Here is a 26,299-nt window from a genome sequence, read left to right as displayed (position 1 = left end):
CAGCTCCTCGGCCACGGCCAGGCCCGGGAAGATGTGGCCGCCGGTGCCGCCGGCCATGATGAGGGCGGTCCTGCCGGTCATGCGCGGCCTCCCCTCATCAATAGTTTATTTTCGTAGTCCACCCGCAGCACCACCGCGATCGCCACCAGATTCATCAGGATGGCCGAGCCGCCAAAGCTCATGAGCGGCAGGGTCAGGCCCTTGGTCGGCAGCGCCCCCAGGTTCACACCCATGTTGATGAAGGCCTGAAAACCCAGCCAGATGGCCACGCCCTGCGCCACCAGGCCGGGGAACACGCGGTCGAGCGCAATCGCCTGGCGGCCGATCTGCATGATGCGGCGCGTCAGCCACAGGAAGGCGCCTATTAGGAGCAGCACGCCGATCAGGCCGAACTCCTCGCCGATCACGGCCAGCAGGAAGTCGGTGTGTGCTTCGGGCAGCCAGTGCAGCTTCTCGACGCTGCCCCCCAGGCCCACGCCGAAGACCTCGCCGCGGCCGATGGCGATCAGCGCATGCGACAGCTGGTAGCCCTTGCCCAGGGCGTGCGCTTCGGAAAACGGGTCGAGGTAGGCGAAGATGCGCTCGCGCCGCCAGGGCGACAGCCAGACCATGGCGGCGAAGGCCAGCACCAGGATCAGCGCGATCAGGAAGAACATGCGCGCGTTCACCCCGCCCAGGAACAGGATGCCCATGGCGATCACGGCGATCACCATGAAGGCGCCCATGTCGGGCTCGGCCAGCAACAGCCCGCCGACCACGGCCACCGCCGCGGCCATGGGCAGCACGGCGCGGAAGAACCGCTCCTTGACATCCATCTTGCGCACCATGTAGTCGGCCGCGTAGATCAGCACGGCGAACTTGGCCAGCTCCGACGGCTGGAAGTTCATCAGCCCCAGGCTGATCCAGCGCCGCGCGCCGTTGACCACCACGCCCACATGCGGCACCAGCACCGCGATCAGCAGCAGCAGCGAGGCCACGAACAGCCAGCGCGCCATGCGCTCCCAGGTGTTCATGGAGACCTGGAAGGCCATCAGCGCCGCGACGAAGCCCACGCCGATGGCCACCACGTGGCGCACAACGAAGTGCGTGGGCGCGATGGCGCCAAAGCGCGGGTTGTCCGGCATGGCGATGGAGGCGGAATAGACCATCACCACGCTGAAGGCCAGCAGCAGCACCACCACCCACAGCAGCGCCTGGTCGAAGCCCAGCACGTAGGCCGGCGTGGCCGTGCCCTGGCGGTACTCGGTGCCGCCCACGCGCACCGGCAGCGCATCGGCGCCGCCGCCCGCGGCTTGGCCGCGCGCGCCCAGCCAGCCGCGCCAGCCGCGCGTCCGGCCCATGGAGGGGGTCGCCGTGGTGGTGTTCATGCCGCGCCTCCCGCCCAGGGCTGGCCGGCGTCCTCGGCCAGCGCCTGCACCGCCGCGCAGAACACCTCGGCGCGCTGCTCGTAGCCGTTGAACATGTCCCAGCTCGCGCAGGCGGGCGACAGCAGCACGGCGTCGCCCGGCTGTGCCCGGGCGGCCGCCAGCGCCACCGCCTCGGGTAGCGTGCCAGCCGCCAGCAGCGGCACGCCGCAGTCCTGCAGCGCGGCGCGAATCTGCGGCGCATCGCGCCCGATCAGCACCACGGCGCGGGCATGGCGCGCCACCGGCGCGGCCAGCGGCGCGAAGTCCTGGCCCTTGCCGTCACCGCCCAGGATGGCCACCAGCCGGCGCTCGGCGCCCAGGCCGGTGAGCGCGGCCACCGTAGCGCCCACGTTGGTGCCCTTGCTGTCATCGAAATATTCCACCTCGCGCACGATGGCCACGGGTTGCACGCGGTGCGGCTCGCCGCGGTAATCGCGCAGGCCGCGCAGCAGGGCGGACAGCGGGCAGCCCGCCGCCTGCGCCAGCGCCAGGGCGGCCAGGGCATTGGCGGCGTTGTGCCGGCCGCGGATGCGCAGCGCCTCGGCCGGCATCAGGCGCTGGATGTGCAGCTCCTGCGCCGCGGCTGCGGCGCGCGCGCGGCCGCGGCGCGCCGTCTCGTCGGCCGGATGGGCACGCACCAGCCAGGCCACCCCGGCTGTGACCTCGATGCCAAAGTCGCCCGGGCGGCGCGGCAGGTCGGTGCCGAAAGTGATGTAGGCGCGCTCCTGGGCCGCGGGCTGCCGCCCGCGCCCGGTCTGCTGCGGGGCCGGCGCGGGCGGCAGCATGGCCATGACGGCCGGGTCCTCGCGGTTGAGCACCATCAGCGCGCCCTGGCCGAAGATGCGTGCCTTGGCCGCGCCATAGGCAGCCATGCCGCCGTGCCAGTCCAGGTGGTCCTGCGTCAGGTTGAGCACCACGGCGGCCGTGGGCTCGAACCGCGCGGCGCCGTCGAGCTGGAAGCTCGACAGCTCCAGCACCCAGGCCCGGGGCAGCTCGCCAGCGTCCAGGCGGGCGGCCAGGGTGTCGAGCAGCGTGGGGCCGATGTTGCCGGCCACCGCCACGTCGAGCCCGGCCTGCGCGAGCAGCTGGCCGGCCAGCGACGTCACGGTGGTCTTGCCGTTGGTGCCGGTGATCGCCAGCACGGCAGGCCGGTAGCCGTGCCGCTCGCGCAGCGCATCGAGCGCCTCGGAATACAGGTCAATTTCGCCTGAAACCCTTGTCTGGCGCTGGGTTTCAGCTATCTTTAAAGAAGCAACATCGGCGGGGCTCAGGCCGGGCGAGCGGTACACCGCGTGCACCTCGCCCGCCGCCTCGAAGAGCGCCGCGTCCAGCGGCCCGCTGAGAAAGCGCACCTGGGGCAGCTCGCGCGCCAGGGTCGCCAGCTGCGGCGGCTGCGCGCGCGTGTCGGTCACGGTCACGGCCTCGGCGCCGCAGCGCACGCACCAGCGCGCCATCGCCAGGCCCGAGGCGCCCAGGCCCAGCACCAGCACGCGCCGGCCGGCCAGCAACGTCGCCAGTGTGGCCTGCAGGGCGGCGGGGTCGGGGTCCGCGCCTTCTGCCTGCGGCGCCGCAGCGGCGATGGAAGCCGCAGGCAGAAGGTCCTGCCGCTCCTGCGGCTCGTCGCCCACCTCGGCAAAGATGCGCGCGACGAACTCGGCCGCGTCGCGGGCGGCGGTGAATTCGGGCGCGCTGCCGGCGTCCGGAGGGGTGGGGGCGTGCACGGGCGGGTTCATCGCAGTTTCAGCGTGGACAGGCCGACCAGGCACAGCAGCATGGTGATGATCCAGAAACGCACGACGACCTGCGTTTCCTTCCAGCCGCTCTTCTCGAAATGGTGGTGCAGCGGCGCCATCTTCAGCAGGCGCCGGCCCTCGCCATAGCGGCGCTTGGTGTATTTGAACCAGGCGACCTGCAGCATGACCGACAGCGCCTCGACCACGAAGATGCCGCCCATGATGGCCAGCACGATCTCCTGGCGCACGATGACGGCGATCGTGCCCAGCGCGCCGCCCAGCGCCAGCGCCCCCACGTCGCCCATGAAGACCTGGGCCGGATGGGCGTTGAACCACAGGAAGGCCAGGCCCGCGCCGGCCAGCGCCGCGCAGAAGATCAGCAGCTCGCCCGAGCCGGCGATGTACGGGAACAGCAGGTATTTGGCATAGACGGCGTTGCCCGTGACATAGGCAAAGATGCCCAGCGCCGAGCCGACCATGATGACCGGCATGATGGCCAGGCCGTCCAGGCCGTCGGTCAGGTTCACGGCGTTGCTGGAGCCCACGATGACCAGGTAGGTCAGGATGACGAAGCCCAGTACGCCCAGGGGGTAGCTCACCTCCTTGAAGAACGGCAGCAGCAGGCCGGCCTTCGGGGGCAGGTCCAGCGAGAAGCCCGACTGCACCCAGGTGACGAACAGCTCGAAGACGCGGGCGTTGGAGTTCTCGGAAATCGAGAACACCAGGTACAAGGCCGCCAGCAGGCCGATCACGGACTGCCAGAAATACTTTTCGCGCGAACGCATGCCCTCGGGGTCCTTGTTGACCACCTTGCGCCAGTCGTCCACCCAGCCGATGGCGCCAAAGCCCAGCGTCACCGCCAGCACGATCCAGACGAAGCGGTTGGACAGGTCGAACCACAGCAGCGTGGAAATGGCGATCGCCAGCAGGATCAGCACCCCGCCCATGGTGGGCGTGCCGTTCTTGGCCAGGTGTGTCTGCATGGCGTAGGCGCGCACGGGCTGGCCGATCTTGAGCGAGGTCAGCCGGCGGATGACGCGCGGGCCGGCGACCAGGCCGATCAGCAGCGCCGTCAGCGCCGCCATCACGGCGCGCAACGTCAGGTACTGGAAGACCCGCAGGAAGCCCAGCTCGGGCGACAGGCCCTGCAGCCACTGGGTGAGCATCAGCAGCATGCCGCGCCCTCCTGCTCGATGGCCTGCACCACCTGCTCCATGCGCATGAAGCGCGAGCCCTTGACCAGCACACTGGCCACCTGCGGCAGCGCCTGGCGCACCGCCGCCTGCAGCGCGGCCATGTCGCCGAAGTGCCGGGCGCGCGCGCCGCAGGCGTGCGCGGCGTGGGCGCTCAGCTCGCCCAGGGCGAAGACCTGCTCGATGCCCGCGCCTTGGGCGCAGACGCCGGCCTCGGCGTGCAGGGCCGCGCCGTCGCTGCCGACCTCGCCCATGTCGCCCAGCACCAGCAGGCGCGGCGCGGGCAGGCCGGCCAGCACCTCGATGGCGGCGCGCACCGAGTCGGGGTTGGCGTTGTAGCTGTCGTCGACCACGGTGATCGCGCGCCCCTCCTGCTGCACGGCAAAGGCGCGCGAGCGGCCGGTTACCGGGCGGAAATCCTGCAGGCCGCGGGCAATGGCGGCCAGCGGCGCGCCGGCAGCCAGCGCGCAGGCGGTGGCCGCCAGGGCGTTGGCGACGTTGTGCCGGCCGGCGATATGCAGGCGGGTGTCGAACGCGCCTTGCGGGGTGGCAATGCGTACCTGCCAGGCGCCGTCCTGCCAGCGGGCGGCGCTGCAGGCGATGTCGGCGTGCGGGGCGCGCTGGCCCTCACCCCAGCCCTCTCCCAGAGGGAGAGGGGGCAAGGCCGCTTCCGACCGCTGCTGCGTCTTTGCTCCCTCGCCCCTCTGGGGAGAGGGCTGGGGTGAGGGGCCTGCCCCCCCGGCAAACGTCAGGCAGCGCCGCCCCCCGGCCAGCTCGCGCCACAGCGGCGCAAAGGCGTCGTCCGCCGGGAACACCGCCGTGCCATCCGCCGGCAGGGCCGCCAGCACGCTGCCGTTCTCGCGCGCCACGGCCTCGACCGTGTGCATGAACTCCAGATGCTCGCGCTGGGCGTTGTTGACCAAGGCCACCGTGGGCCGGGCCACGGCGGCCAGCTGGGCGATCTCGCCCGGGTGGTTCATGCCCAGCTCCACCACCGCCGCGCGGTGCGTGGCACGCAGGCGCAGCAGCGTGAGCGGCACGCCGATCTCGTTGTTCAGGTTGCCCTGCGTGGCCAGGGCCGCGTCGCCCTGCCAGGCGCGCAGCATGGCGGCGACCATCTGCGTCACCGTGGTCTTGCCGTTGCTGCCGGTGACGGCCACCAGCGGCAGTGCCATGCTGGCGCGCCAGCTCGCGGCCAGGGCCGCCAGGGCGGCGCGGCTGTCGGGCACCTCGATGCCGGGCAGGCCGGCTTCGGCCAGGCCCTGCTCGGCCAGGGCGGCTGTGGCGCCGGCGGCACGCGCCTGCGCCAGGAAGTGGTGGGCGTCGAAGCGCTCGCCGCGCAAGGCCACGAACAGGTCGCCCGCGGCCAGGGTGCGGGTGTCGGTGTGCACCCGGGCGATGGTGACGGCGCCGCTGCCCACCAGGCGTGCGCCGGGCACGCGCGCGCGCACCAGGTCGAAGGCCTGCTGCAGGGTCAGGTTCATGCTTGCCGGGGGCATCGCCGGGACGGGGCTGCTCTTCACTCTCGGGGCTCTCTCTTTCTTTCGCTCTGTCGGTCTGTCTGGTCTGCGCCCCCGGCCCGTGCCGCGCGCCGCGCCAGGGCGGCGCGGGCGTGCTCGGCATCGGAGAACGGCAGGCGCACGCCAGCCGTCTCCTGGTAGTCCTCATGGCCCTTGCCGGCAATCAGCACCACGTCGCGCGCGTCCGCCGCGGCCACCACCTGGGCAATGGCGGCAGCCCGGTCGGCCTCGGCGCGCACATCGGCGCCGGCGCGGGTGCCTTGCAGGATCTCGTCGATGATGGCCTCGGGGGCCTCGCCGCGCGGGTTGTCGCTGGTCACGACCACCCGGTCCGCGCCCTGTTGCGCCACCGCCCCCATCAGCGGGCGCTTGGCGCGGTCGCGGTTGCCGCCGCAGCCGAACACGCACCACAGCTGGCCGCCGCGCTGCGCCGCCGCCGGCGCCAGCGCCGCCAGGGCCTGGGCCAGGGCGTCGGGCGTGTGGGCATAGTCCACCGCCACCAGCGGCTGGCCGGGGCCGGCGAGCTGCTGCATGCGCCCGGGCACGTGGCCGAGGCGCACACAGGCGCCCACCGCGTCGTCCAGCGGCACGCCCAGCGCGCGCAGGGCGGCGATGACGCCCAGCAGGTTGGAGACGTTGAACAGGCCGACCAGGCGCGTCTGCAACGGCACGGCGTGCGCGCCCTCGGCCACGGTGAAGGCCAGGCCCGCGCCGGTTGTCGTGATGCCGCGCGCCACCAGGCGGGCGCCCGGCTGCAGCGAAATGCTCCACAGGTCCAGGCCCGCCCGGCCCTGCAGCTCGTCGTGCAGCTCTGCGCCGCGCGCGTCGTCGATGTTGACCACCGCCGCCTGCAGGCCCGGCCAGTCGAACAGCACGCGCTTGGCCTGCCAATACGCGGCCATGTCGGCGTGGTAGTCCAGGTGGTCCTGGGTGAAATTGGTGAACAGGGCCGCGCGGATGTGCGTGCCCGCCAGGCGCTGCTCGGCCAGGCCGATGGACGAGGCCTCGATGGCACAGGCGGACAGGCCCGCGCGCGCGAAGTCGGCAAAGGCGCGCTGCAGCTGCACCGGGTCGGGCGTGGTCAGGCCGGTGGCCACCAGGTCGGGCGGAATACCCACACCCAAAGTACCGATGAGCCCGCATGCAGCCTCGATAGTTTGCTCACTTTTTGGCTGCGGTGCCGCGGCGGGGCCGACGCAGGACGCCAGGGCGTTGAGCGCCTCGGCCAGCCACCAGGCGCTGCTGGTCTTGCCATTGGTGCCGGTGACGGCGAGCACCTGCAGGCGCTCGCTCGGGCGGCCGAACCACTCGGCGGCGATCCGGCCGGTGGCGGCCTTGAGGCCATGCAGCGCGGCGATGCGCGCGTCGCCGCCCAGATCGAACGCCTGCACGCCCCCCGCCTCGACCAGGCAGGCGGCGGCGCCGCGCGCCAGGGCCGCAGCCACGTGGGCGCGCCCGTCGGTGGCCGCGCCCGGCCAGGCGATGAAGGCGTCGCCCGGCGTCACCTGCCGGCTGTCGGTGCGCAGGGTGCCGCGGGTGTGCGCGCGCAGCCAGTCCACCGCCTGCTGCAGCGTGGCGAGGGTCTGCGGGCCGCTCACAGCGACTCCTCCACAGGGTTGGCGACGATCAGCGGCGTGACGGCCACGTCGGGCTGCACGCCCATCAGGCGCAGGGTCTGCTGCGTCACCTCGCTGAACACCGGCGCGGCCACGGCGCCGCCGTAGATCACGCCGTTGCTCGGCTCGTCGATCATCACGGCGACGATGATGCGCGGGTTCTCCACCGGCGCGATGCCGGTGAACCAGGCACGGTACTTGCCGCTGGCGTAGCTCTTGCCCACCTGCTTGCGCGCCGTGCCGGACTTGCCGCCCACCGAATAGCCCACGGTCTGCGCCTTCTGGCCGGTGCCGCCGGGGCCGGCAGCCATCTGCAGCATCTTGCGCACCTGGTCAGCCGTACGCTCGGAGAACACCGGCACGCCCACCGCCGGCTGGCTGCTCTTGAGCATGGTGGCGGGAATGATGCGCCCACCGTTGGTGAATACGGTGTACGAGCGCGCCATCTGGAACAGACTGGCCGACAAGCCATAGCCGTAGCTCATGGTGGCCTGCTCGACCGGACGCCAGCTCTTGTAGGGGCGCAGCCGCCCGCTCACCGCGCCGGGAAAGACGATCTGCGGCTTCTGCCCGAAGCCCAGGGCGGAGAAGGTCTCCCACATCTCCTGGGCCGGCATCTGCATGGCCAGCTTGGTGGTGCCGACGTTGCTGGACTTCTGCACCACGCCCTCCACCGTGAGCACGCCGTAGTTGTGCGTGTCGTTGATGGTCGAGCCGGTGATGGTGATGCGCCCGGGCGTGGTGTCGATCAGCGTCTCGGGGCGCACGCGGCCCGACTCCAGCGCCAGCGCCACGGTGATGGGTTTCATGGTCGAGCCGGGCTCGAAGGTGTCGGTCAGCGCGCGGTTGCGCAGCTGCTCGCCGGTCAGGTTGCGCCGCTGGTCGGGCACGTAGCTTGGGTAGTTGGCCAGCGCCAGCACCTCGCCGGTGTGGGCGTCCAGCACCACCACGCTGCCCGCCTTGGCCTTGTGCTGGACCACCGTGTCGCGCAGCTTCTGGTAGGCGAAGAACTGCACCTTGCTGTCCACCGACAGCTGCATGTCGCGCCCGTCCACGGGCGGCACCTCGGCGCCCACGCCCTCGACCACGCGGCCCAGGCGGTCCTTGATGACGCGCATGGAGCCGGGCTTGCCGGCCAGCTCCTTGTCGAAGGCAAGCTCCATGCCCTCCTGGCCGTGGTCTTCGACGTTGGTGAAGCCGACGATGTGCGCCGCCGCTTCGCCCTCGGGGTACTGGCGCTTGTATTCCTTGCGCAGATAAATGCCCTTGAGGCCCAGCGCCTGGATCTGCTGGCCCACGTCCCAGTCGAGCTGGCGCTTGATCCAGACGAAGGTCTTGTCCTCGTCGGCGAGCTTGGCCATGAGCGCCGGCAGGGGCATGTCCATCAGGCGCGCCAGCTCTTTGAGCTTGGGCGCCGTCTCGGCGCTTTCCGTGTCCACGTCCTCGGGAATGGCCCAGATGCTGGCCGCCGGCACGCTGGAGGCAAGGATCAGGCCGTTCCTGTCGAGCAGGCGGCCGCGGTTGGCCGGCAGCTCCAGCGTGCGCGCAAAGCGCACCTCGCCCTGGCGCTGAAAGAACTCGTTGCCGATCACCTGCACGTACGCCGCGCGCGCCGCCAGGGCGCAAAAGCCCAGCGCCACCAGGGCGACGATGAAGCGGCTGCGCCAGGCCGGCGTGCGGCTGGCCAGCAGCGGGCTGGAGGTGTAGGCCAGGCTGCGGCTCACGGCTGCCCCCCCGCGGTACGGGGGGCCGCGCCCGGCGCGCTGCCGTCGTCCGTCACGTACTGCGTGATGGCCGGCGTGGCGATGTGCATCTTCAGGCGGTCGCGCGCCAGGCGCTCGACGCGCAGGGGCGTCGCCTGGGCGCGTTTTTGCACCTGCAGGCGCTGGTGCTCGGTCTCGAGCTGGCGCGACTCGGCGATGGCGCGGTGCAGCTCGGTGTAGAGCCGGCGCGACTGGTACTGGCTGTGCACCAGCACCATGGCGCTGCCCATCACGGCCAGCAGCAGCAGGAAGTTCAGGCGCAGCATCAGGCCTGCTCCGTGCGCTCGGCCACGCGCATGATGGCGCTGCGCGCGCGCGGGTTGGCCGCCACCTCGGCCGCCGAGGGCTTGACGCGCGCCACGGCCGCCAGGCGCATGGGCTCGGGCGTGGCAAAGGGCGCGCGCCGGTCGTAGCGCTCGCGGGCATGGCGGGCGATGAACTGCTTGACGATGCGGTCCTCCAGCGAGTGGAAGCTGATCACCGCCAGCCGCCCGCCCGGCGCCAGCACGGCCAGGCTGGCCTCTAGCGCGCGCTGCAGCTCGTCGAGCTCGGCATTGATGAAAATCCGAAAAGCCTGAAAGGTCCGCGTGGCCGGGTTCTGGCCAGGCTCGCGGGTCTTGACCGTGCCAGCCACGATGTCGGCCAGCTCGCCGGTTCGCGTGACCGGGCCCTGCTTCGCGCGCCAAGCAACAATCGCCTTTGCAATGGCGCCAGCAAACCGCTCTTCGCCGTATTCACGTATCACCTCCGCAATCTGCGTCTGCTCGGCCGTGGCCAGCCAGTCGGCCACGCTCTGGCCACGCGTGGTGTCCATGCGCATGTCCAGCGGGCCGTCGAAGCGAAAACTGAAACCCCGTTCGGGCGCGTCGATCTGGGGCGAGCTCACGCCCAGGTCCAGCAGCAGGCCGCTGGCGCTGCCCGCAGCCAGCTCGCCCAGCCGGGAAAAGCCCTGGTGCCGGATGGAAAAGCGCGTGTCATGGATGGCCGCCGCCTCGGCGATGGCCTGCGGGTCCTTGTCGAAGGCGACCAGGCGCGCGTCGGGCGCCAGGCGCTCGAGCAGCAGGCGCGCATGCCCGCCGCGGCCGAAGGTGCCGTCCACGAAGGTGCCGCGCGCGCCCAGCGGGCCGCCGAGCAGCGCCTCGACCGCCTCGTCCCGCAGGACCGTGGTATGCCTCAGGGGCTCATTCATGGGCAGCCCCGGATCAGAAGGAAAAATCTTTGAGGACGTCGGGCATGGCGGCCTGCATGGCCTCGGCTTCCTTGGCCTCGTAGGTCGCCCGGTCCCACAGCTCCAGGTGCGTGCCCATGCCCAGCAGCACGACGTCGCGCGCCAGGCCGGCGGCCGCGCGCAGTTCGGGGGAGATGAGCACCCGCCCCGTGCCGTCGGTTTCGACGTCCATGGCGTTGCCCAGGAAGATGCGCTTCCACCACTGCGCCGACATGGGCAGCTGGGCGATGCGCTCGCGGAACTGCTCCCATTGCGGGCGCGGGAAGACCATCAGGCAGCCGTCGGGGTGCTTGGTGACCGTGAGTTCGGCCCCCAGGGCGGCGCGGTGCCGGGTCGGCACGGACAGCCGTCCCTTGGCATCCAGACTCAGCGATGACGCCCCTTGAAACACGGAAATTGGACCCCTCGGTCAGAAATGGCCAGCACGGCATGGGAAAAACGCGCCGAGGGCACTTTTCACCACTTCATTGCACTTTTTTGCACTGTAGCAGGAAACGCAGGCCGGGCAAGCCGGCGAGGAAGCCGGCAATGCCCAATAAAATCAACGACTTAAGCGCGGGGTCGAATGTAAATTCGCACCAAAAAACCCTTGCTCAGCGGGCACTTAGCCGGTGCTGTGCAAGTGTTTTGTGAAGGCCTGCCGGCAGGCCTGCGTAAAGCATCACAGAATGTATCGGGACAGGTCCTCGTCCTGGCTCAGCGAGGCCAGGCGCTGGTCCACGTAGGTAGCGTCAACCACCACGCTTTGCCCCAACAGACCGCTGGCGGCGAAGCTCACTTCGTCGAGCAGCCGCTCCATGACGGTGGCCAAGCGCCGGGCGCCGATGTTCTCGGTGCGCTCGTTGACCTCGAAGGCGATGTGCGCCAGCCGCGTGATGCCCTCGGGCGTGAACTCCAGCTGCACGCCCTCGGTCGCCAGCAGCGCCTGGTACTGGCGCGTGAGCGAGGCGTGCGTCTGGGTGAGGATGGCCTCGAAGTCCTGGACGGACAGCGACGTCAGTTCCACCCGGATGGGAAAGCGCCCCTGCAGCTCGGGGATCAGGTCGCTGGGCTTGGCCAGGTGAAAGGCCCCGGAGGCGATGAACAGCATGTGGTCGGTCTTGACCGGGCCGTACTTGGTGGACACGGACGTGCCCTCAACCAGCGGCAGCAGGTCGCGCTGCACGCCCTGGCGCGAGACGTCGGCGCCGCTCGTCTCCTGGCGCGTGGCCACCTTGTCGATCTCGTCGATGAAGACGATGCCGTTTTGCTCTGCGTTGGCCAGCGCCCGGGCGCGCACCTCTTCCTCGTTGACCAGGCGCGCCGCCTCCTCGTCGGTCAGCAGGCGCAGCGCCTCGGCGATGCGCAGCTTGCGCACGCGACGCCGTTCGGCGCCCATCTGGCTGAACATGCCGCGCAGCTGCTCGGTCATCTCCTCCATGCCCTGGGGCCCCATGATCTCCATCTGCGGGCGCGCATCCGCCACGTCGATCTCGATCTCCTTGTCGGCCAGCAGGCCCTCGCGCAGCTTCTTGCGAAAGACCTGGCGGGCTGTACCCTCGCTGGCCGCCTCGCCCGAGCGCGGCGGCGGCACCAGGGCGTCCAGGATGCGCTCCTCGGCCGCATCCTCGGCGCGCGCACGCACCTTTTTCATGTCGGCCTCGCGCATCTGCTTGACGGCCACCTCGACCAGGTCGCGCACGATGGAGTCCACGTCCTTGCCGACGTAGCCGACCTCGGTGAACTTGGTCGCCTCGACCTTGATGAAGGGCGCGTCCGCCAGCCGCGCCAGGCGCCGGGCGATCTCGGTCTTGCCCACGCCGGTGGGGCCAATCATCAGGATGTTCTTGGGCGTGATCTCGTGACGCAGGCCGGCTTCGACCTGCTGGCGGCGCCAGCGGTTGCGCAGGGCAATCGCCACGGCGCGCTTGGCGGGGGCCTGGCCGACAATGTGACGGTCGAGTTCGGAGACGATCTCCTGGGGGGTCATGGACAGGGACATGGGTTCACAGCGTCTCGATGGTGTGGTGCATGTTGGTGTAGATGCACAGTTCGCCGGCAATGGCGAGCGATTTGGCGACGATCTCGCGCGCGCCCAGCTCGGTGTTGTCCAGCAGCGCCTTGGCCGCCGAGTGGGCATAGGCCCCGCCCGAGCCGATGGAGACGATGCCGGCCTCGGGCTCCAGCACGTCGCCGTTGCCGGTGATGATGAGCGAGGCGCTGGCATCGGCCACGGCCAGCATCGCCTCCAGCCTGCGCAGCACGCGGTCGGTGCGCCAGTCCTTGGTCAGCTCAATGGCAGCGCGCGTCAGGTGGCCCTGGTGCTTTTCCAGCTTGGCCTCAAAACGCTCGAACAGCGTGAAGGCGTCCGCCGTGGCGCCGGCAAAGCCGGCCAGGACGCGGCCGTGGTGCAGCTTGCGGATCTTGCGCGCCGTGCCCTTGACGACGATGTTGCCCAGCGTGACCTGACCGTCGCCGCCCAGGGCGACCTGCACGCTGCCGTCCGGCAGCTGGCGCCGCACGCTCAATATGGTGGTGCCGTGAAATTGTTCCATGGGGCTGCCATGTGGGGGCGCTGGCCGCGTTTGCAAGCGCGCTCGGTGCACGACGCCGGCGCGGGCCCGGTCAGGGCTCGCGCAGCTGCAGCACCGCCCACTCGTCCAGGCCGACCAGGCGCAGGAACACCGCCACCAGCCGGTTCAGCCCGGTAAGGCGCAGCGGCTGGCCCTCCGGCCGGCCCATGGCCCAGCGCAGCAGGGCGCCGGCGGCGGGAAAATCCACGCGGGTGAGCCGGTCGCAGGCGATGAGGGCCGGGCCGTCGGAAGTCAGCTGTGGCACAAGGCGTGCCAGGACCGCGCTGATGTCCCCCTCCAGCGGCCCGTCCAGCGCGGGCACCCGTGGGGCGCCGGCGGCAGGCGATGCCGCGCCCGCCGCGGCCTCCTCCTCTTGCCGGCAGCGGCTGCGCGGCGGCATCCAGGGAGGCGCAGGTATTTCATAGGTGACGCCGTAGTCCAGCGCCACGAATTCATATTCCTCGGCCCGACCCAGCAGGCGCAGCAGCGCCATGTGCAGGCGCCACCACTGCGGATCGACCTGGCGGTCGCCCGACGGGGTCTGTGCCCGCAGCACGGTGCGCAGCGCCGGCAGATCGCGAAAGCGCAGATCGACCGTCTGCCCGGCCCAGCGCTCGAACAGCGCGGCCAGGGCGGGCGCGGCCTCCAGGTCGATGGCCATCAGCGGGGCCCAGTCCAGGGTGGCGCGGGGCCGCTCGCTGCGCTCGACCGCTTCCTGCAGCGCGGCAACCGAGCGGGGGCCCAGCAACGGCGCGGCCTCCCAGGTGGCGGCGTCCACCCGCGGCTCCAGCGGTTGCGAAGGCAGCGGCCACCGGAGCCGCTCCCCGCCCAGGCGCGCCTGGTACTCGCCAGCCAGGGCCTCATAGGAGGCCTGCCGGTCGGTGGCGCGGTAAAAGTCGAAGAGCGCCAGCCACGGCAGCCGCCGCGCATCGGTCTCGCACCCCTCGCGCGCAGCCATCAGCTGCCGCAGGGCGGCCTCGGCGGCGGCATCCTCGCCCCGGGCGAAAAGCAGGGCGGGCTCTTCCAGGTCCGGGTCCTGCAGCACTCCGGCAGACGTGGTGGCGAGTGGATGGAAAGCCTCCACCGAGGCAGCCGGCTTCCCTTCTTGCCGGTTGCGCCCGACAGCACCAGGGGAAATGCCGGGCGCCGCCTGCCCTGGCAACCCATCGAGAAGACTGAGCGGTGCCGTGGGCGCAAAGGCCCGGTCGTAGCCACTGTCGACGTGTGACGGCTCAGGCGGCAGCTCCAGCGGCGCCTGCAACAGGGCCGCCGGCGCAGGCGCTGCCTTCCACCACTGCTGCGCTATCTGTGCCTCGATCTCGTCGATCTTGCGCAGCGTATGTGCCCGCTCCTGGAGCGGAGCGGGCTGGTGGTCCAGGAAGGTGCTTCGCGCCAGAGGCTCGTCGGGAGCGGCTGCGCGAGCACCGCCCTGGCGACGCAGGGCGCGCAGATGGCCGAACTCATGGCGCCGGATGGCGTCGTTGCGCTGTTTGCGCTCGAGCGCTTCGGCAAGGGTGACGCCCTGCGGGGGCGGCTGCGCTCCTGCAGCGGCCGGGGCGTCGTGCCCGCCGGGTGCGGGCGCGTCCAGAGTGGGCTGGCTCCAGGCCTTGCGCACCAGTCCCGCCACCTTGTCCAAGAGACGCGGTGCGAAGGATGGAGGGGCGGCCTGCCTGCCCATGGCTGGTGGTACCGGGCGCTTGCGCGGGCCCGGCGGGCGATCTCAGTCGCCGAACATCTTTTGCTTGAGCTCGCGGCGCTGCTGCGCCTCCAGCGACAGCGTGGCCGTGGGGCGCGCGATCAGGCGGCCGACACCGATGGCCTCGCCCGTTTCATCGCAGTAGCCGTAGTCGCCCGCGTCGATGCGCCCGATCGACTGCTCGATCTTCTTGAGCAGCTTGCGCTCGCGGTCGCGCGTGCGCAGCTCCAGCGCGTGCTCTTCCTCGATGGTGGCGCGGTCGGCCGGGTCGGGCACCACCACCGTGTCCTCGCGCAGGTTCTCCGTGGTCTCGCCGGCGTTGGCGTGGATCTCCTGCTTGAGCAAAACGAGCTTGTGACGAAAGAACGCCATCTGTTTCTCGTTCATGTATTCGCTGTCGGGCATGGCCAGCACTTCGGCGTCGGTCAGCTCTTCAGCCGGCTTGGTCTTCCAGTTGTTGGCCAGCTTGGGATCTTTCTTGGCGGCCGCCACAGGTTTTTGCAGGGTCGTAGTCATGGTCTTGAATGATGAAGCTGGCAGGGCAGGTGCCGGGCACCGCCGAAAGCCGTAGTGGGGTTGCTCGAGTATCCGCTGCCGCGGGCTCGCGCAGCATTTGCGTGCTGCCGCAAAGCATGCGTCAAGTCCGCTGCCGCGCGGTGTAGTGCTTGCTGCGTGCGCGCTGTCGGACAAACCGCCCATCGCTCGCACCCAACCCGTCCATCCCGCGCATACGGCGCGAACGGCCGGCCCCCGGCGGCATTGCTGCGCCGGGGGCATTTCGGCCGGGCCGCGATTGTATAGAGCACGGCAATCCAGGCCCCGCCATGCCGCAGGGAAGCACTGCGGCATGGCGCAGCAGGGGCTTTTCCGGCTGCCCGTGGGGCGGCCTACCGGCCGAGGCGACGGCGCACGCCGCTTCCACGCCACCCTTGGGCCGACTACTGGCGCTACCATGGCAAGCCCCATCCGCAGACCCGCAAGCCGCCCCTCGCATGCCCGCCTTTTCCTTTGAAGCCCTGGACTCCGAAGGCCACGTGCGCCGCGGCACGGTCGATGCCGACAGTCCCAAGGCAGCGCGGGGCCTGCTACGCGCCCAGGCGCTGGTGCCGCTGGATGTGCAGGCTCTGGCGGCAGATGCGCAGGACGGCGCCAGGCCGGGCCTGGCCGCGCGCCTGTTCACCCGCCCGGTCTTCAACGCCACGGGCCTGGCGGTGTGGACGCGGCAGCTGGCTGGGCTAGTGGGTTCGGGCCTGCCGCTGGAGCGGGCCCTCACCGCCCTGGCCGAGGAATCGGACGCCGAAGCGCAGCGCCACCTGGTGGCCTCGCTGCGCGCCGAGGTGAATGCCGGTGCGCCGTTCGCCCGGGCCCTGGCGCTGCATCCGCGCGAGTTCTCCGAGATCTACTGCGCTGTGATCGGCGCGGGCGAGGCCAGCGGCTCGCTGGGTGAGGTGCTGGAAAACCTGGCGGACGACCTGGAGTCACGCCAGCAGCTGCGCGCCAAGCTCATCGGCGCGGCGCTGTATCCGGCCATCGTCACGGTCGTGGCCATCGTGATCGTGCTGTTCCTGGTGGGCTACGTGGTGCCGCAGGTGGCGGGGGTGTTCGCCGGCAGCAAGCGCGCCCTGCCCTTGCTCACCGCGGCCATGCTGGCCCTGAGCGATTTCGTGCGCAACTGGGGCTGGGCGCTGCTCGCCGTCCTGGTGCTGGCCGCCGCCGCCCTGCGCGCGGCGCTGTCGCGGCCCGCGTTCCGCGAGAAATTCGATGCCTGGTGGCTGAAACTGCCCGTCGTGGGCCGCCTGGCACGCGGCTACAACGCCGCGCGTTTCGCCAGCACCCTGGCCATGCTGGCCGGCGCGGGCGTGCCCATCCTGCGGGCCCTGCAGGCGGCGGCCGAGACGCTGAACAACCGCGCCCTGCGTGCCGATGCGCTGGATGCGCTGGCGCTGGTGCGCGAGGGCGCGCCGCTGGCGTCGGCCCTGGCGCAGAAGAAACGCTTTCCCGGCCTGCTGTCCATGTTCGCGCGCCTGGGCGAACAGACCGGGCGCCTGCCGCAGATGCTCGAGCGCGCGGCCGCGCAGCTAGGCACCGAGGTGCAGCGCCGCGCCATGCAGCTGGCCACCATCCTGGAGCCGCTGCTCATCGTCGGCATGGGGCTGGTCGTCATGCTGATCGTGCTGGCGGTGCTCATGCCCATCATCCAGCTCAACCAGTTCGTCAAGTAGCCGCGGCAGACCGCAGGGCCATCCTGCGCCGCAGTCGGGTGGCGGCGGCCTCCTTGTGCGTCACCGCCGATACACCATAAAAAAACGCCCTTGAGCCTTGCGGGTCAAGGGCGTCCAGCTATCGATCACGGAGCGTGACGGTTCAGGCTCCGCCCGTGCGCTTGACCTTGGGATCGGCGTAGGTCAGCGGCTCATCGTCCTGGACCTGCTGGGCCATGCGCTCGGCCAGGGTGGTCTTGTTGACCTCCAGCGCCACCTCCACGGCGCTGCCGCTGGCGCGCCACATGGACTGGATGAACTCCAGCAGTTGTTCGTACAGCGGCGGCTCGCGGGGCTTTTCCTCGACCTGCTCGGGAGCCTCCTTCCTCGCCTCGGCCAGCGTCCAGTCACGGTTCTCCTGGTCCACGTCCGACGGCCGATTCGGCTCGCGCACGATGGCGCCTTCGCCCAGGCGGTCAGTGGACTCCACGGGGTTGGCCGCCTGCACCGGCCGCACAGGCACGGCGCCGCCGGCGCCTGTGGAATACAGGTCGGCGCCCGGGGCGACGGTACGCCAGGATGTCATCGATCGGTCAACAGGGGGCAGTTGCATGGCGGGCCTCCATCCAGCGCAGAAAAGGCAAATGCGCTGGATGCAGCCAGCGCCTCGTCGTACAACCATTACGGCAAAAAGAAGGGTGAATTAAGGCCTTTTTCAGCGATTGCCCCGAAACCAAGGGTTTTCACCTAGATTCCGCAGCCTTCGGCATAACCGTGTTTTCAGCCTTCAGCCCTTGCGCTGCCTGGGCCTGGCGCTATAAAAACCGTTCGAGCAGCTTGCGCGACGCCCGGTCCAGCGCATCCACGTCCGCCACGCGAAACTGCGTGCCCGCGCTGCCGGTGATCAGCAGGCGGGTGCGCCCGTCCAGGCGGCGGATGTCCTCCTCGCCCTTGAGCACCAGTTCGGCCGGGCCGCGGTCGGTCTCGACCTGCCAGACGCTGGGGGTGGAAAAGCTCGACACCGACACGATGCGGGTGATGTGCGGCAGGAACTCGCGCGCAGCCAGTTCCTCCTCGATCAGCGCACGCATCTGCGCGTCCAGAATGTCCAGGCGAGGCACCCATGCAAGTTCGTGGCCGTCGCTGCCCACCAGCGACAGGCCCTCGCCGGGCGCCCCGATGGGGAAGGCGCGCACCGGGGTGACGCCCTCGTGTTCGGCACCGTCGGGCAGGCGCAGCACCAGCCGGCCGTGCGGGTTGCGGGTCAGGATGATGGTGTCTTGCTCGGGCATGGGCTTGTCGGGTCGATTCGGTTCGTCGGGGCGTCAGGCATCGCCTGCGGGGTGGCGCGGGTGCAGCAGCGAGCTGTCCAGGCGCAGGCCGGCGGCCTGGGCGTCTTCCTCGGCGCGGCGCGCCTGCGCTTCGTAGAGCCGCCAGTAGGCGCCCTGCTGCTGCATCAGCTCGTCGTGCGGGCCCACCTCGATGATCTCGCCGCGATCGAGCACGACCAGACGGTCGGCCTTGCGCAGCGTGGACAGCCGGTGGGCGATGGCAATGGTCGTGCGGCCCTTGACCAGGTTGTCCAGCGCACGCTGGATCTCGCGCTCGGTCTCGGTGTCCACCGCCGAGGTGGCCTCGTCCAGGATCAGGATGCGCGGGTCGATCAGCAGCGCCCGGGCGATCGAGATGCGCTGCCTCTCGCCGCCCGACAGGCTCTGGCCGCGCTCGCCCACCAGGCTGTCGTAGCCATGCGGCAGGCGCAGGATGAATTCATGGGCGTGCGCGGCGCGCGCGGCGGCAACGATTTCCTCGCGCGTGGCGTCGGGCTTGCCGTAGGCGATGTTCTCGGCCACGGTGCCGAAGAACAGGAAAGGCTCCTGCAGCACCAGGCCGATGTGGCTGCGGTAGTCGGCCACGGCCAGGCGCCGCACGTCCACGCCATCGACCAGGATGGCTCCGTCGGTCACGTCGTAGAAGCGGCTGATCAGGTTGACCAGCGTGCTCTTGCCCGAGCCGCTGTGGCCCACCAGGCCAATCATCTCGCCGGGGCGGATGTTGAGCGAGACGTCCTTGAGGATCATGCGGCTGCTGGCGCGCAGGCCCACGCCGCGCAGCTCGATGGCGCCCTGCACCTGCCCGAGCTGCACCGGGTGGGCCGGTTCGGGCACGGTGCTGACGTGGTCCAGGATGTCAAAGATGCGCTTGGCACCCGCCGCGGCCTTCTGCGTAACCGAGACGATGCGGCTCATGGAGTCGAGCCGCATGTAGAAGCGCCCGATGTAGGCGATGAAGGCAGCCAGCACGCCCACGGTGATCTGGTTCCTGGCCACCAGCCAGATGCCGAAGGCCCAGACGATGAGCAGGCCAATCTCGGTCATGAGCGAAACCGTGGGTGAGAACAGGCTCCAGGTCCTGTTCAGGCGGTCATTGACCTCCAGGTTGTGCTGGTTGGCCGCGCGAAAGCGCTCGGCTTCGCGCTTTTCCTGGGCGAAGGCCTTGACCACGCGCACCCCCGGGATGGTGTCGGCCAGCACGTTGGTCACTTCGCTCCAGACACGGTCGATGCGCTCGAAGCCGGTGCGCAGCTTGTCGCGCACGGTGTGGATCAGCCAGGCGATGAAGGGCAGCGGCACCAGGGTCACCAGCGCCAGCCAGGGGTTGATGGAAAACAGGATCGTCGCCGTCATCACGATCATCAGCACGTCGGTGACGAAGTCGAGCGCGTTGAGCGACAAAAAGACGTTGATGCGGTCGGTCTCCGAGCCGATGCGCGCCATCAGGTCGCCCGTCCGCTTGCTGCCGAAGTAGTCCAGCGACAGGCGCATCAGGTGCTGGTAGGTCGTGGTGCGCAGGTCGGCGCCGATGCGCTCGGAGACCAGCGCCAGGATGTAGGTACGCGCCCAGCCCAGGCCCCAGGCGAGCAGCGCCGCCAGCAGCAGGCCGCCCAGGTACAGCGCCACGCGCTCCACCGGGATCTGCTGGCCGCTCTGGTAGGGAATCAATACCTCGTCCATGAGCGGGATGGTCATGTACGGCGGTACCAGCGACGCGGCGGTGGAGGCCAGCGTCAGCGCAAAGCCCGCGCCCAGCTGTTTTTTGTAAGGCCGCGCGAAGCGCCACAGCCGCAGCAGCACCCAGGTGGAGGTAGGCGGCGCCGGCTGGCGCGCGCAGGTCGGGCAGTCGCGGGCACCCGGCGGCAACGGGGCCTCGCACACGGCGCAATGCGCGGCCTCGGGCGCGTCGCCTGCGGCGGGCAGCGCCGGATCACCCAGCCGCGCCAGCTGCTGCTCGAAGCGCTGCAGCAGGCGCATGGCTTGCGGGCTGCGCCCCTGGGTAAAGCGCCACAGCGCCAGCCGCTGGTCGGGGTCGTGCAGTGCCAGCGTGCCCACGCCGCCGTGCTCCTGCGCCTGCAGGGCAAGCCCGGCGGCCAGCGGCCACTGCCGGAGCTGGGCCTGGGGGCCGCCGCTCGCCTCTTCAAGGTCCAGCGAGAGCAGGCGCCGGTCGGTGAGCAGCAGCAGGCCGGGGGCGAAGCGCAGCGCGGGCGTGAGGTCAACCTCGAGGGCCGCCAGCACGTTTTCGCCAGGCGCGAGCAGTTCCCGCGCCCGGGCCGCCAAGGATCCGGACAGGCCCGCGAGGGCATCCGAAGAAGGATGATGTTGCATGTCGATGTTCAAGGGCCGCAAGGCCGGGGCGCAGCAGGGCGTTGCGCCGATTCTCCCCGCAGGGGCTCAGCCGTGGTGGCGGTGCGTCCGTATCGCGGTGTAACGCGCACGGCCCGACATGGGCTGACAGCCACCCACCCCGGCGCGGGTGATACTCCCCCGCGCACCACTCGCCCCTGAAGCGCGCCGCACGCTGGCGGCCCGTGCAGGGCGGCCCTTCTCTCCTTCTGCTGCACCTTCCGACGCCCGAGAACGGGCGAGCACCACAAACCATGGCCACCTTCCAAGATATCCAACTGCTGCGCATCAACTATCTGCGTGGCCCCAGCGTCTGGACCTACCGCCCCATCCTGGAGGTCTGGCTGGACCTGCAGGAACTGGAGGACTACCCCTCCAACCTGATCCCCGGCTTCAACGAGCGCCTGACCGCCTGGCTGCCCGACCTGGTCGAGCACACCTGCGGCATCGGCGAGCGCGGCGGCTTCCTGCAGCGCCTGCATGGGGGCACCTGGTGCGGCCACGTACTCGAGCACATCATCATCGAGCTGCTCAACCTCTCGGGCATGCCGGCCGAGTTCGGCCAGACGCGCGAGACGTCCCGGCACGGCGTCTACCGCATGGTGTTCCGCTGCCCCGAGGAGGCGGTGGCGCGCGTAGCGCTGGCGCAGGGCCACCAGCTCATCATGGCGGCCATCAACGACCGGCCCTTCGACCTGAAGGCCGCCGTCCAGGCCATCAAGACCGCCATTGACGACCGCTACCTCGGCCCCAGCACCGGCTGCATCGTGGATGCCGCGGCCGAGCGGCGCATCCCGCACATTCGCCTGAACGACGGCAACCTGGTGCAGCTGGGCTACGGCGCGGCGCAGCGGCGCATCTGGACGGCCGAGAGCGACCAGACCAGCGCCATCGCCGAGGGCATCGCCCAGGACAAGGACTTCACCAAGCGCCTGCTGGCCTCCTGCGGCGTGCCCGTGCCCGAGGGGCAGGTGGTGGCCAGCGCCGAGGAGGCCTGGGCCGTGGCGCAGGACATTGGCCTGCCCGTCACCGTCAAGCCCTCCGACGGCAACCACGCGCGCGGCGTGACGCTGGAGCTGTCGCGCGAGGCCGACATCAAGGCAGCGTTTGCCCTGGCCGAGCCCGAGGGCTCGGAGGTCATCGTCGAGCGTTTCATCGAGGGCATCGAGCACCGCCTGCTGGTGGTCGGCGGCAAGGTGGTCGCGGCCTGCCGCGGCGAGACGGTGAGCGTCACCGGCAACGGCAGGAGCACCCTGCGCGAGCTGGTGGAAGTGGAGAACCAGGACCCGCGCCGGGGCGTGGAGCAGGAATACCCCTTGAGCCCCATCGACGTGCACGCGCCGGCCGTGCAGCTGGAACTCAAGCGCCAGGACGTGACGCCCGACAGCGTGATCGACCAGGGCCGCAGCATCCTGCTGCAAAGGAACGGCAACATGGCGATCGACTGCACCGATGAAGTGCACCCGGACGTGGCCTACCACGCGCAGCTGGCGGCCCGGATCGTCGGCCTGGACATTGCCGGCATGGACATGATCCTCAAGGACATCTCCCAACCCATGAAGGCCCAGGGCGGCGCCATCCTGGAGGTCAACGCCGGTCCGGGCCTGCTGATGCACCTCATGCCCACCAGCGGCGCGCCTCGGCCGGTCGGCATGGCGATCGCCGACCACCTGTTCCCGCGCACGGAGGGCGCGGGGCGCCCCGGCCGCATCCCCATCGTCGGCATTGCCGGCACGCAGGGCAACGCCTTCATCGCCCGGCTGGTGGGCTGGCTGCTGCAGCTGTCGGGGCGCCTCACGGGCGTGGCCAGCAGCGAGGGCATGGTGCTGGCCAACCGCCGCACGCAGACCAGCAGCGCCGCGCATTGGGCCGGCGCGCACCGCCTGCTGACCAACCGGCTGGCCGAGGCCGCCGTCATCCAGACCACGGCGCGCTCCATCCTGGACGAGGGCCTGGCCTACGACCGCTGCCTGGTCGGCGTGGTCACCGACATGGAAGGCTTCGAGCAGCTAGCCGACCACGACATCACCGAGATCGGCCAGATGCGCCGCGTACTGCGCACGCAGATCGACGTGGTGTTGGCCGATGGCGCCGGCGTCCTGAACGCCGACATCGAGCCGGTGGCCGACCTGGCCGAACTGTGCGACGGCGAGGTGCTGCTGTACTCGACGGCGGCCGACCATCCGCGCATCGCCGCGCACCGCGCCGCCAGCCGCACCGAAGGGGCCGGCGGCGAGGGCCGGGCGGTGTTCGTGCGCGGCGGGCAGGTCATCCTGGCCACGGGCGCGAGCGAGCGCACGCTGGGCACGCTGGGCGCCCTGAGCCTGGCCGGCGGCCAGCGCCCCGACACGTCGGCGCTGCTGGCCGCGGTGGCCACGGCCTGGGCACTGGACATCACGCCGGACCTGATCGCCGCGGGCATCAAGACCTTCGAATACTCCGTGTGACGGCGGACCGGGCGCATCCGCGCCACGCCGCAGCACTACCGAAAAAATAGCTAAACCTCCAGGCCCCGCAAGGACAAACCCCTGTTTTTGCTGAAAGTCTCCTCATGCAAATCACCCGCATCCGCGCCCTGCGCGGCCCCAACCTCTGGACCCGCAGCACCGCCATCGAAGCCGTGGTGCAGTGCGAGCCGGGCGAATGCGACCACACCGCCCTGCCCGACTTCGAGGACCGGCTGCGCGCGCGCTTTCCGGCCATCGGCGCGCTGCAGCCGCACGGCGCCGACCAGACGCTGAGCCTGGCCCACGTGCTGGAGGCGGCAGCCCTGCAGCTGCAGGCGCAGGCCGGCTGCCCCGTCACCTTCAGCCGCACCCAGGCCACGTCGGCGCCGGGCACCTGGCAGGTCATCGTCGAGTACACCGAGGAGGCCGTGGGACGGCTGGCCCTGGAGCAGGCACAGGCGCTGGTCCAGGCGGCGCTGCAGGACGCGCCCTTCAACGCCGTCGATGTCATCGCCCGGCTGCGCGAGCTCGACGAGGACGAGCGCATCGGTCCGTCCACCGGCTCCATCGTCGATGCCGCGGTGGCGCGCGGCATTCCCATCCGGCGCCTGACCAGCGGCTCGCTGGTGCAGCTGGGCTGGGGCGCGCGCGCGCGGCGCATCCAGGCCGCCGAGCTGGACGTGACCAGCGCCGTGGCCGAGTCCATCGCCCAGGACAAGGACCTGACCAAGCGCCTGCTGCACGCCGCCGGCGTGCCCGTCCCCATGGGCCGGCCGGTGGCCAACGCGCAGGACGCCTGGCGCGTCGCCGAAGAGGTTGGCCTGCCGGTGGTCGTCAAGCCCCAGGACGGCAACCAGGGCAAGGGCGTCACCGTCAACATCAGCACGCGAGAACAGCTGGAGGCGGCCTACCGGACGGCGCAGGAATTCGGCGACGAGGTCATGGTCGAGCGCTTCCTGCCCGGGCACGACTTCCGCCTGCTGGTCGTGGGCCACCAGATGGTGGCCGCCGCGCGGCGCGACCCGCCCCAGGTGCTGGGCGACGGCGAGCACACCGTGCGCGAGCTGGTGGACATCGTCAACCAGGACCCGCGCCGGGGCACGGGCCACGGCACGGCGCTCACGCGCATCCGGCTCGACGACATCGCCCTGGCGCGCCTGGCCAGCGAAGGGCTCACGCCCGAGTCCGTGCCCGTGCAGGGCCAGCGCGTGGTGCTGCGCAACAACGCCAACCTGTCCACCGGCGGCAGCGCCACCGACGTGACCGACGACGTGCACCCGGACATCGCCGCACGCGCCGTCGAGGCCGCGCAGACCATCGGCCTGCACATCTGCGGCGTGGATGTGGTGTGCGAGACCATGCTGCGCCCGCTGGAGGAGCAGAACGGCGGCATCGTCGAGGTCAACGCCGCCCCCGGTCTGCGCATGCACCTGGCGCCCTCTTTCGGGCGGCCGCGCAACGTGGGCGTGCCCATGGTGGACGCCCTGTTCGCCCCGGGCGAGGACGGGCGCATCCCGCTGGTGGCCGTCACGGGCACCAACGGCAAGACCACGACCACGCGACTGATTGCCCACCTGCTGGCCTCGCACGGGCTGCGCGTGGGCATGACCAACACCGACGGCGTCTATGTGGCCGGCCGCCAGATCGACAGCGGCGACTGCTCGGGCCCCAAGAGCGCGCGCAACGTGCTGTTCCACCCCGAGGTGGACGCGGCGGTGCTCGAATGCGCACGCGGCGGCATCCTGCGCGAAGGCCTGGGCTTCGACCGCTGCCAAGTCGCGGTGGTGACCAACGTCGGCGCGGGCGACCACCTGGGCATGAACTTCATCGACACCGTGGAGGACGTGGCCGTGCTGAAACGCGTCATCGTGCAGAACGTGGCGCCGGGCGGCTGGGCGGTGCTCAACGCCGCCGACCCGCTCGTGGCGGGCATGGCCGGGGTCTGCCAGGGCCGGGTCATCTACTTTGCCGCCGAGCGCCACCACCCCCTCATGGCCACGCACCGCGCCCAGGGCGCGCGCGTGGTCTATGTGGACGGTGACCAGATCGTGGCCGCCGAGGGCTCGTGGCGCCAGAGCGTGCCCCTGGGCGACATTCCGCTCACGCATGGCGGCAGCATCGCCTTCCAGGTCGAGAACGCCATGGCGGCCGTGGCCGCGGCGTGGGCCCTCGACCTGCCGTGGGACACCATCCGCCGGGGCCTGGCCGGTTTTCGCAACGACAGCGACAACGCCCCCGGGCGCTTCAACGTCATGGACTGCCGCGGCGCCACCGTGATCGCCGACTACGGCCACAACCCGGACGCCATGCACGCGCTGGTGCAGGCCGTGCAGGCCCTGCCGGGGGCGCGGCGCAGCGTGGTGATCTCCGGTGCGGGCGATCGGCGCGACGAGGACATCATCGAGCAGACGCGCATCCTGGGCGCGGCCTTCGACGAGGTGGTGCTCTACCAGGACGCCTGCCAGCGCGGGCGTGCCGACGGCGAGGTCCTGACCCTGCTGCGCCGCGGCCTGGAGGGCGCAGGGCGCACCCGCCACGTGACCGAGATCCAGGGCGAGTTCGCCGCCATCGACCATGCGCTGGCGCGCCTGGCGCCGGGCGACCTGTGCCTGGTACTGGTGGATCAGGTGGAAGAAGCCCTGGCCCACCTGGCCCGCCGCTGCGCCGAAGCCGGCCAGGCCCCGGCCGGGGTGGCGTCATGAGGCCGGCCCGGCTGGCCGTGCTGGCGGGGGTGCTGGCGGCCGGCGCCGCGGCGGCCCAGTCCGAGCGCATCGGCAGCGTGGACACGGCCTTCCAGTGGCTGGGCCGCGACCACGACATCGTCGTCGAGGCCTACGACGACCCCATGGTCGCGGGCGTGACCTGCTACGTCTCGCGCGCGCGCACCGGTGGCCTGAAGGGCACGTTCGGTCTGGCCGAGGACCGGGCCGAGGCCTCGCTGGCCTGCCGTCAGGTCGGCCCCATCGCCTTCGACAAACCGCTGCCGCGCCAGCAGCAGGTCTTCAGCGAGCGCATGTCGGTCCTGTTCAAGCGCCTGCGCGTGGTGCGCATGGTGGACGCGCAGCGCAACACCCTGGTCTATCTGACCTATTCGGACAAGCTGATCGAAGGCTCGCCGCAAAACAGCCTGTCGGCCGTGCCCGTGCCGCGCGAGACGCCCATCCCGGTGCGTTAGGCGGCTCCGCCGCGCAGTGCGGGCCGGGCGGGTGAAGGGCGGATGCAAGCTATGGAAACAATAGCTACATCTCATTACAGGCACAGGGA

20 protein-coding genes and 1 pseudogene are annotated in these 26,299 nt (G+C 70.9%); 4 read left to right on the top strand and 17 right to left on the bottom strand.

The genetic code is table 11. From position 1 onward, the window contains the following. From RT051_RS05395 to dksA, 14 genes and pseudogenes are all read right to left on the bottom strand, one after another. A partial coding sequence (locus RT051_RS05395) for a glycosyltransferase (protein ID WP_313073218.1) occupies positions 1-81 on the bottom strand: 81 nt, incomplete at its 3' end. Then, positions 78-1,367: a putative lipid II flippase FtsW gene (ftsW, locus tag RT051_RS05390; RefSeq protein ID WP_313073196.1), complete on the bottom strand. Its 1,290-nt coding sequence runs from the start codon at positions 1,365-1,367 to the stop codon at positions 78-80. The genes RT051_RS05395 and ftsW, both read right to left, overlap by 4 nt. After that, complete coding sequence (gene murD, locus RT051_RS05385) at positions 1,364-3,139, bottom strand: UDP-N-acetylmuramoyl-L-alanine--D-glutamate ligase (RefSeq protein ID WP_313073191.1); 1,776 nt, start codon at positions 3,137-3,139, stop codon at positions 1,364-1,366. The genes ftsW and murD overlap by 4 nt, the downstream gene beginning before the upstream one ends. Next, positions 3,136-4,314, bottom strand: a complete 1,179-nt coding sequence (mraY, locus tag RT051_RS05380; protein ID WP_313073187.1) for a phospho-N-acetylmuramoyl-pentapeptide-transferase — start codon at positions 4,312-4,314, stop codon at positions 3,136-3,138. Before mraY ends, murD begins: the two co-directional genes overlap by 4 nt. Further along, positions 4,305-5,816 (bottom strand): UDP-N-acetylmuramoyl-tripeptide--D-alanyl-D-alanine ligase, encoded by a 1,512-nt coding sequence (gene murF, locus RT051_RS05375; RefSeq protein ID WP_313073183.1) that lies wholly within the window; start codon positions 5,814-5,816, stop codon positions 4,305-4,307. The genes mraY and murF overlap by 10 nt, the downstream gene beginning before the upstream one ends. Positions 5,817-5,851: 35 nt before the next feature. Next, entirely contained in the window at positions 5,852-7,450 is a 1,599-nt protein-coding gene (locus RT051_RS05370; RefSeq protein WP_313073179.1) for a UDP-N-acetylmuramoyl-L-alanyl-D-glutamate--2,6-diaminopimelate ligase, read from the bottom strand. Beyond that, a complete protein-coding gene (locus RT051_RS05365) occupies positions 7,447-9,192 on the bottom strand; it encodes a penicillin-binding protein 2 (RefSeq protein WP_313073175.1) in 1,746 nt (581 codons plus the stop codon). The genes RT051_RS05370 and RT051_RS05365 overlap by 4 nt, the downstream gene beginning before the upstream one ends. Continuing rightward, on the bottom strand, positions 9,189-9,497 hold the full coding sequence (gene ftsL, locus RT051_RS05360; RefSeq protein ID WP_313073171.1) for a cell division protein FtsL: 309 nt from the start codon (positions 9,495-9,497) through the stop codon (positions 9,189-9,191). Before ftsL ends, RT051_RS05365 begins: the two co-directional genes overlap by 4 nt. Then, positions 9,497-10,420: a 16S rRNA (cytosine(1402)-N(4))-methyltransferase RsmH gene (rsmH, locus tag RT051_RS05355; RefSeq protein ID WP_313073167.1), complete on the bottom strand. Its 924-nt coding sequence runs from the start codon at positions 10,418-10,420 to the stop codon at positions 9,497-9,499. The genes ftsL and rsmH overlap by 1 nt, the downstream gene beginning before the upstream one ends. 13 nt (positions 10,421-10,433) lie before the next feature. Further along, complete coding sequence (mraZ, locus tag RT051_RS05350) at positions 10,434-10,850, bottom strand: division/cell wall cluster transcriptional repressor MraZ (RefSeq protein WP_313073163.1); 417 nt, start codon at positions 10,848-10,850, stop codon at positions 10,434-10,436. A gap of 270 nt (positions 10,851-11,120) precedes the next feature. Next, positions 11,121-12,440 (bottom strand): ATP-dependent protease ATPase subunit HslU, encoded by a 1,320-nt coding sequence (hslU, locus tag RT051_RS05345; RefSeq protein ID WP_313073159.1) that lies wholly within the window; start codon positions 12,438-12,440, stop codon positions 11,121-11,123. A gap of 4 nt (positions 12,441-12,444) precedes the next feature. Beyond that, the gene (hslV, locus tag RT051_RS05340) at positions 12,445-12,993 is read right to left on the bottom strand and encodes an ATP-dependent protease subunit HslV (protein ID WP_313073155.1); all 549 of its coding nucleotides are present in this window, start codon (positions 12,991-12,993) and stop codon (positions 12,445-12,447) included. Positions 12,994-13,063: 70 nt separating this feature from the next. Then, entirely contained in the window at positions 13,064-14,638 is a 1,575-nt protein-coding gene (locus RT051_RS05335; protein WP_313073212.1) for an STAS domain-containing protein, read from the bottom strand. A 93-nt stretch (positions 14,639-14,731) separates the two neighbouring features. Then, positions 14,732-15,229 (bottom strand): annotated as a pseudogene (gene dksA, locus RT051_RS05330) (RNA polymerase-binding protein DksA); the annotation flags it as partial. Positions 15,230-15,699: 470 nt separating this feature from the next. Here dksA and gspF point away from each other — a divergent pair. After that, the gene (gene gspF, locus RT051_RS05325) at positions 15,700-16,929 is read left to right on the top strand and encodes a type II secretion system inner membrane protein GspF (RefSeq protein ID WP_313073152.1); all 1,230 of its coding nucleotides are present in this window, start codon (positions 15,700-15,702) and stop codon (positions 16,927-16,929) included. Positions 16,930-17,071: 142 nt separating this feature from the next. Here gspF and RT051_RS05320 read toward each other — a convergent pair whose 3' ends face one another. The 3 genes from RT051_RS05320 to RT051_RS05310 form a co-directional block, all read right to left on the bottom strand. Next, positions 17,072-17,521, bottom strand: coding sequence for a hypothetical protein (locus RT051_RS05320; RefSeq protein WP_313073149.1), 450 nt, complete (start codon positions 17,519-17,521; stop codon positions 17,072-17,074). A gap of 202 nt (positions 17,522-17,723) precedes the next feature. Then, a complete protein-coding gene (locus RT051_RS05315; protein WP_313073146.1) occupies positions 17,724-18,200 on the bottom strand; it encodes a DUF1854 domain-containing protein in 477 nt (158 codons plus the stop codon). A 33-nt stretch (positions 18,201-18,233) separates the two neighbouring features. Further along, on the bottom strand, positions 18,234-20,570 hold the full coding sequence (locus RT051_RS05310; RefSeq protein WP_313073143.1) for an ABC transporter ATP-binding protein: 2,337 nt from the start codon (positions 20,568-20,570) through the stop codon (positions 18,234-18,236). 272 nt (positions 20,571-20,842) lie between these two features. Between RT051_RS05310 and cphA (RT051_RS05305) the strand changes: the two genes are divergently transcribed. From cphA (RT051_RS05305) to RT051_RS05295, 3 genes are all read left to right on the top strand, one after another. Continuing rightward, a complete protein-coding gene (cphA, locus tag RT051_RS05305; RefSeq protein ID WP_313073140.1) occupies positions 20,843-23,035 on the top strand; it encodes a cyanophycin synthetase in 2,193 nt (730 codons plus the stop codon). Between the two features lie 104 nt (positions 23,036-23,139). Beyond that, positions 23,140-25,737: a cyanophycin synthetase gene (cphA, locus tag RT051_RS05300; RefSeq protein WP_313073135.1), complete on the top strand. Its 2,598-nt coding sequence runs from the start codon at positions 23,140-23,142 to the stop codon at positions 25,735-25,737. Continuing rightward, a complete protein-coding gene (locus tag RT051_RS05295) occupies positions 25,734-26,210 on the top strand; it encodes a CreA family protein (protein WP_313073132.1) in 477 nt (158 codons plus the stop codon). The genes cphA (RT051_RS05300) and RT051_RS05295 overlap by 4 nt, the downstream gene beginning before the upstream one ends. The last annotated feature ends 89 nt before the right edge of the window (positions 26,211-26,299 follow it).

Source organism: Melaminivora sp. (assembly GCF_032059615.1).
GTDB lineage: Bacteria > Pseudomonadota > Gammaproteobacteria > Burkholderiales > Burkholderiaceae_C > Melaminivora.
Note: the sequence above shows the minus strand (reverse complement) of the source record. Positions and strands in the feature narration are given on the sequence as shown.

What these genes read in the sequence shown, in the direction of transcription:
- cphA (WP_313073135.1), top strand. Translation starts at nt 23,140, where the DNA reads ATGCAAATCACCCGCATCCGCGCCCTGCGCGGCCCCAACCTCTGGACC.
- cphA (WP_313073140.1), top strand. Translation starts at nt 20,843, where the DNA reads ATGGCCACCTTCCAAGATATCCAACTGCTGCGCATCAACTATCTGCGT.
- rsmH (WP_313073167.1), bottom strand. Translation starts at nt 10,420, where the DNA reads ATGAATGAGCCCCTGAGGCATACCACGGTCCTGCGGGACGAGGCGGTC.
- RT051_RS05320 (WP_313073149.1), bottom strand. Translation starts at nt 17,521, where the DNA reads ATGCAACTGCCCCCTGTTGACCGATCGATGACATCCTGGCGTACCGTC.
- gspF (WP_313073152.1), top strand. Translation starts at nt 15,700, where the DNA reads ATGCCCGCCTTTTCCTTTGAAGCCCTGGACTCCGAAGGCCACGTGCGC.
- hslU (WP_313073159.1), bottom strand. Translation starts at nt 12,440, where the DNA reads ATGTCCCTGTCCATGACCCCCCAGGAGATCGTCTCCGAACTCGACCGT.
- RT051_RS05315 (WP_313073146.1), bottom strand. Translation starts at nt 18,200, where the DNA reads ATGCCCGAGCAAGACACCATCATCCTGACCCGCAACCCGCACGGCCGG.
- RT051_RS05295 (WP_313073132.1), top strand. Translation starts at nt 25,734, where the DNA reads ATGAGGCCGGCCCGGCTGGCCGTGCTGGCGGGGGTGCTGGCGGCCGGC.
- mraY (WP_313073187.1), bottom strand. Translation starts at nt 4,314, where the DNA reads ATGCTGCTGATGCTCACCCAGTGGCTGCAGGGCCTGTCGCCCGAGCTG.
- RT051_RS05310 (WP_313073143.1), bottom strand. Translation starts at nt 20,570, where the DNA reads ATGCAACATCATCCTTCTTCGGATGCCCTCGCGGGCCTGTCCGGATCC.
- murD (WP_313073191.1), bottom strand. Translation starts at nt 3,139, where the DNA reads ATGAACCCGCCCGTGCACGCCCCCACCCCTCCGGACGCCGGCAGCGCG.
- murF (WP_313073183.1), bottom strand. Translation starts at nt 5,816, where the DNA reads ATGAACCTGACCCTGCAGCAGGCCTTCGACCTGGTGCGCGCGCGCGTG.
- ftsW (WP_313073196.1), bottom strand. Translation starts at nt 1,367, where the DNA reads ATGAACACCACCACGGCGACCCCCTCCATGGGCCGGACGCGCGGCTGG.
- hslV (WP_313073155.1), bottom strand. Translation starts at nt 12,993, where the DNA reads ATGGAACAATTTCACGGCACCACCATATTGAGCGTGCGGCGCCAGCTG.
- ftsL (WP_313073171.1), bottom strand. Translation starts at nt 9,497, where the DNA reads ATGCTGCGCCTGAACTTCCTGCTGCTGCTGGCCGTGATGGGCAGCGCC.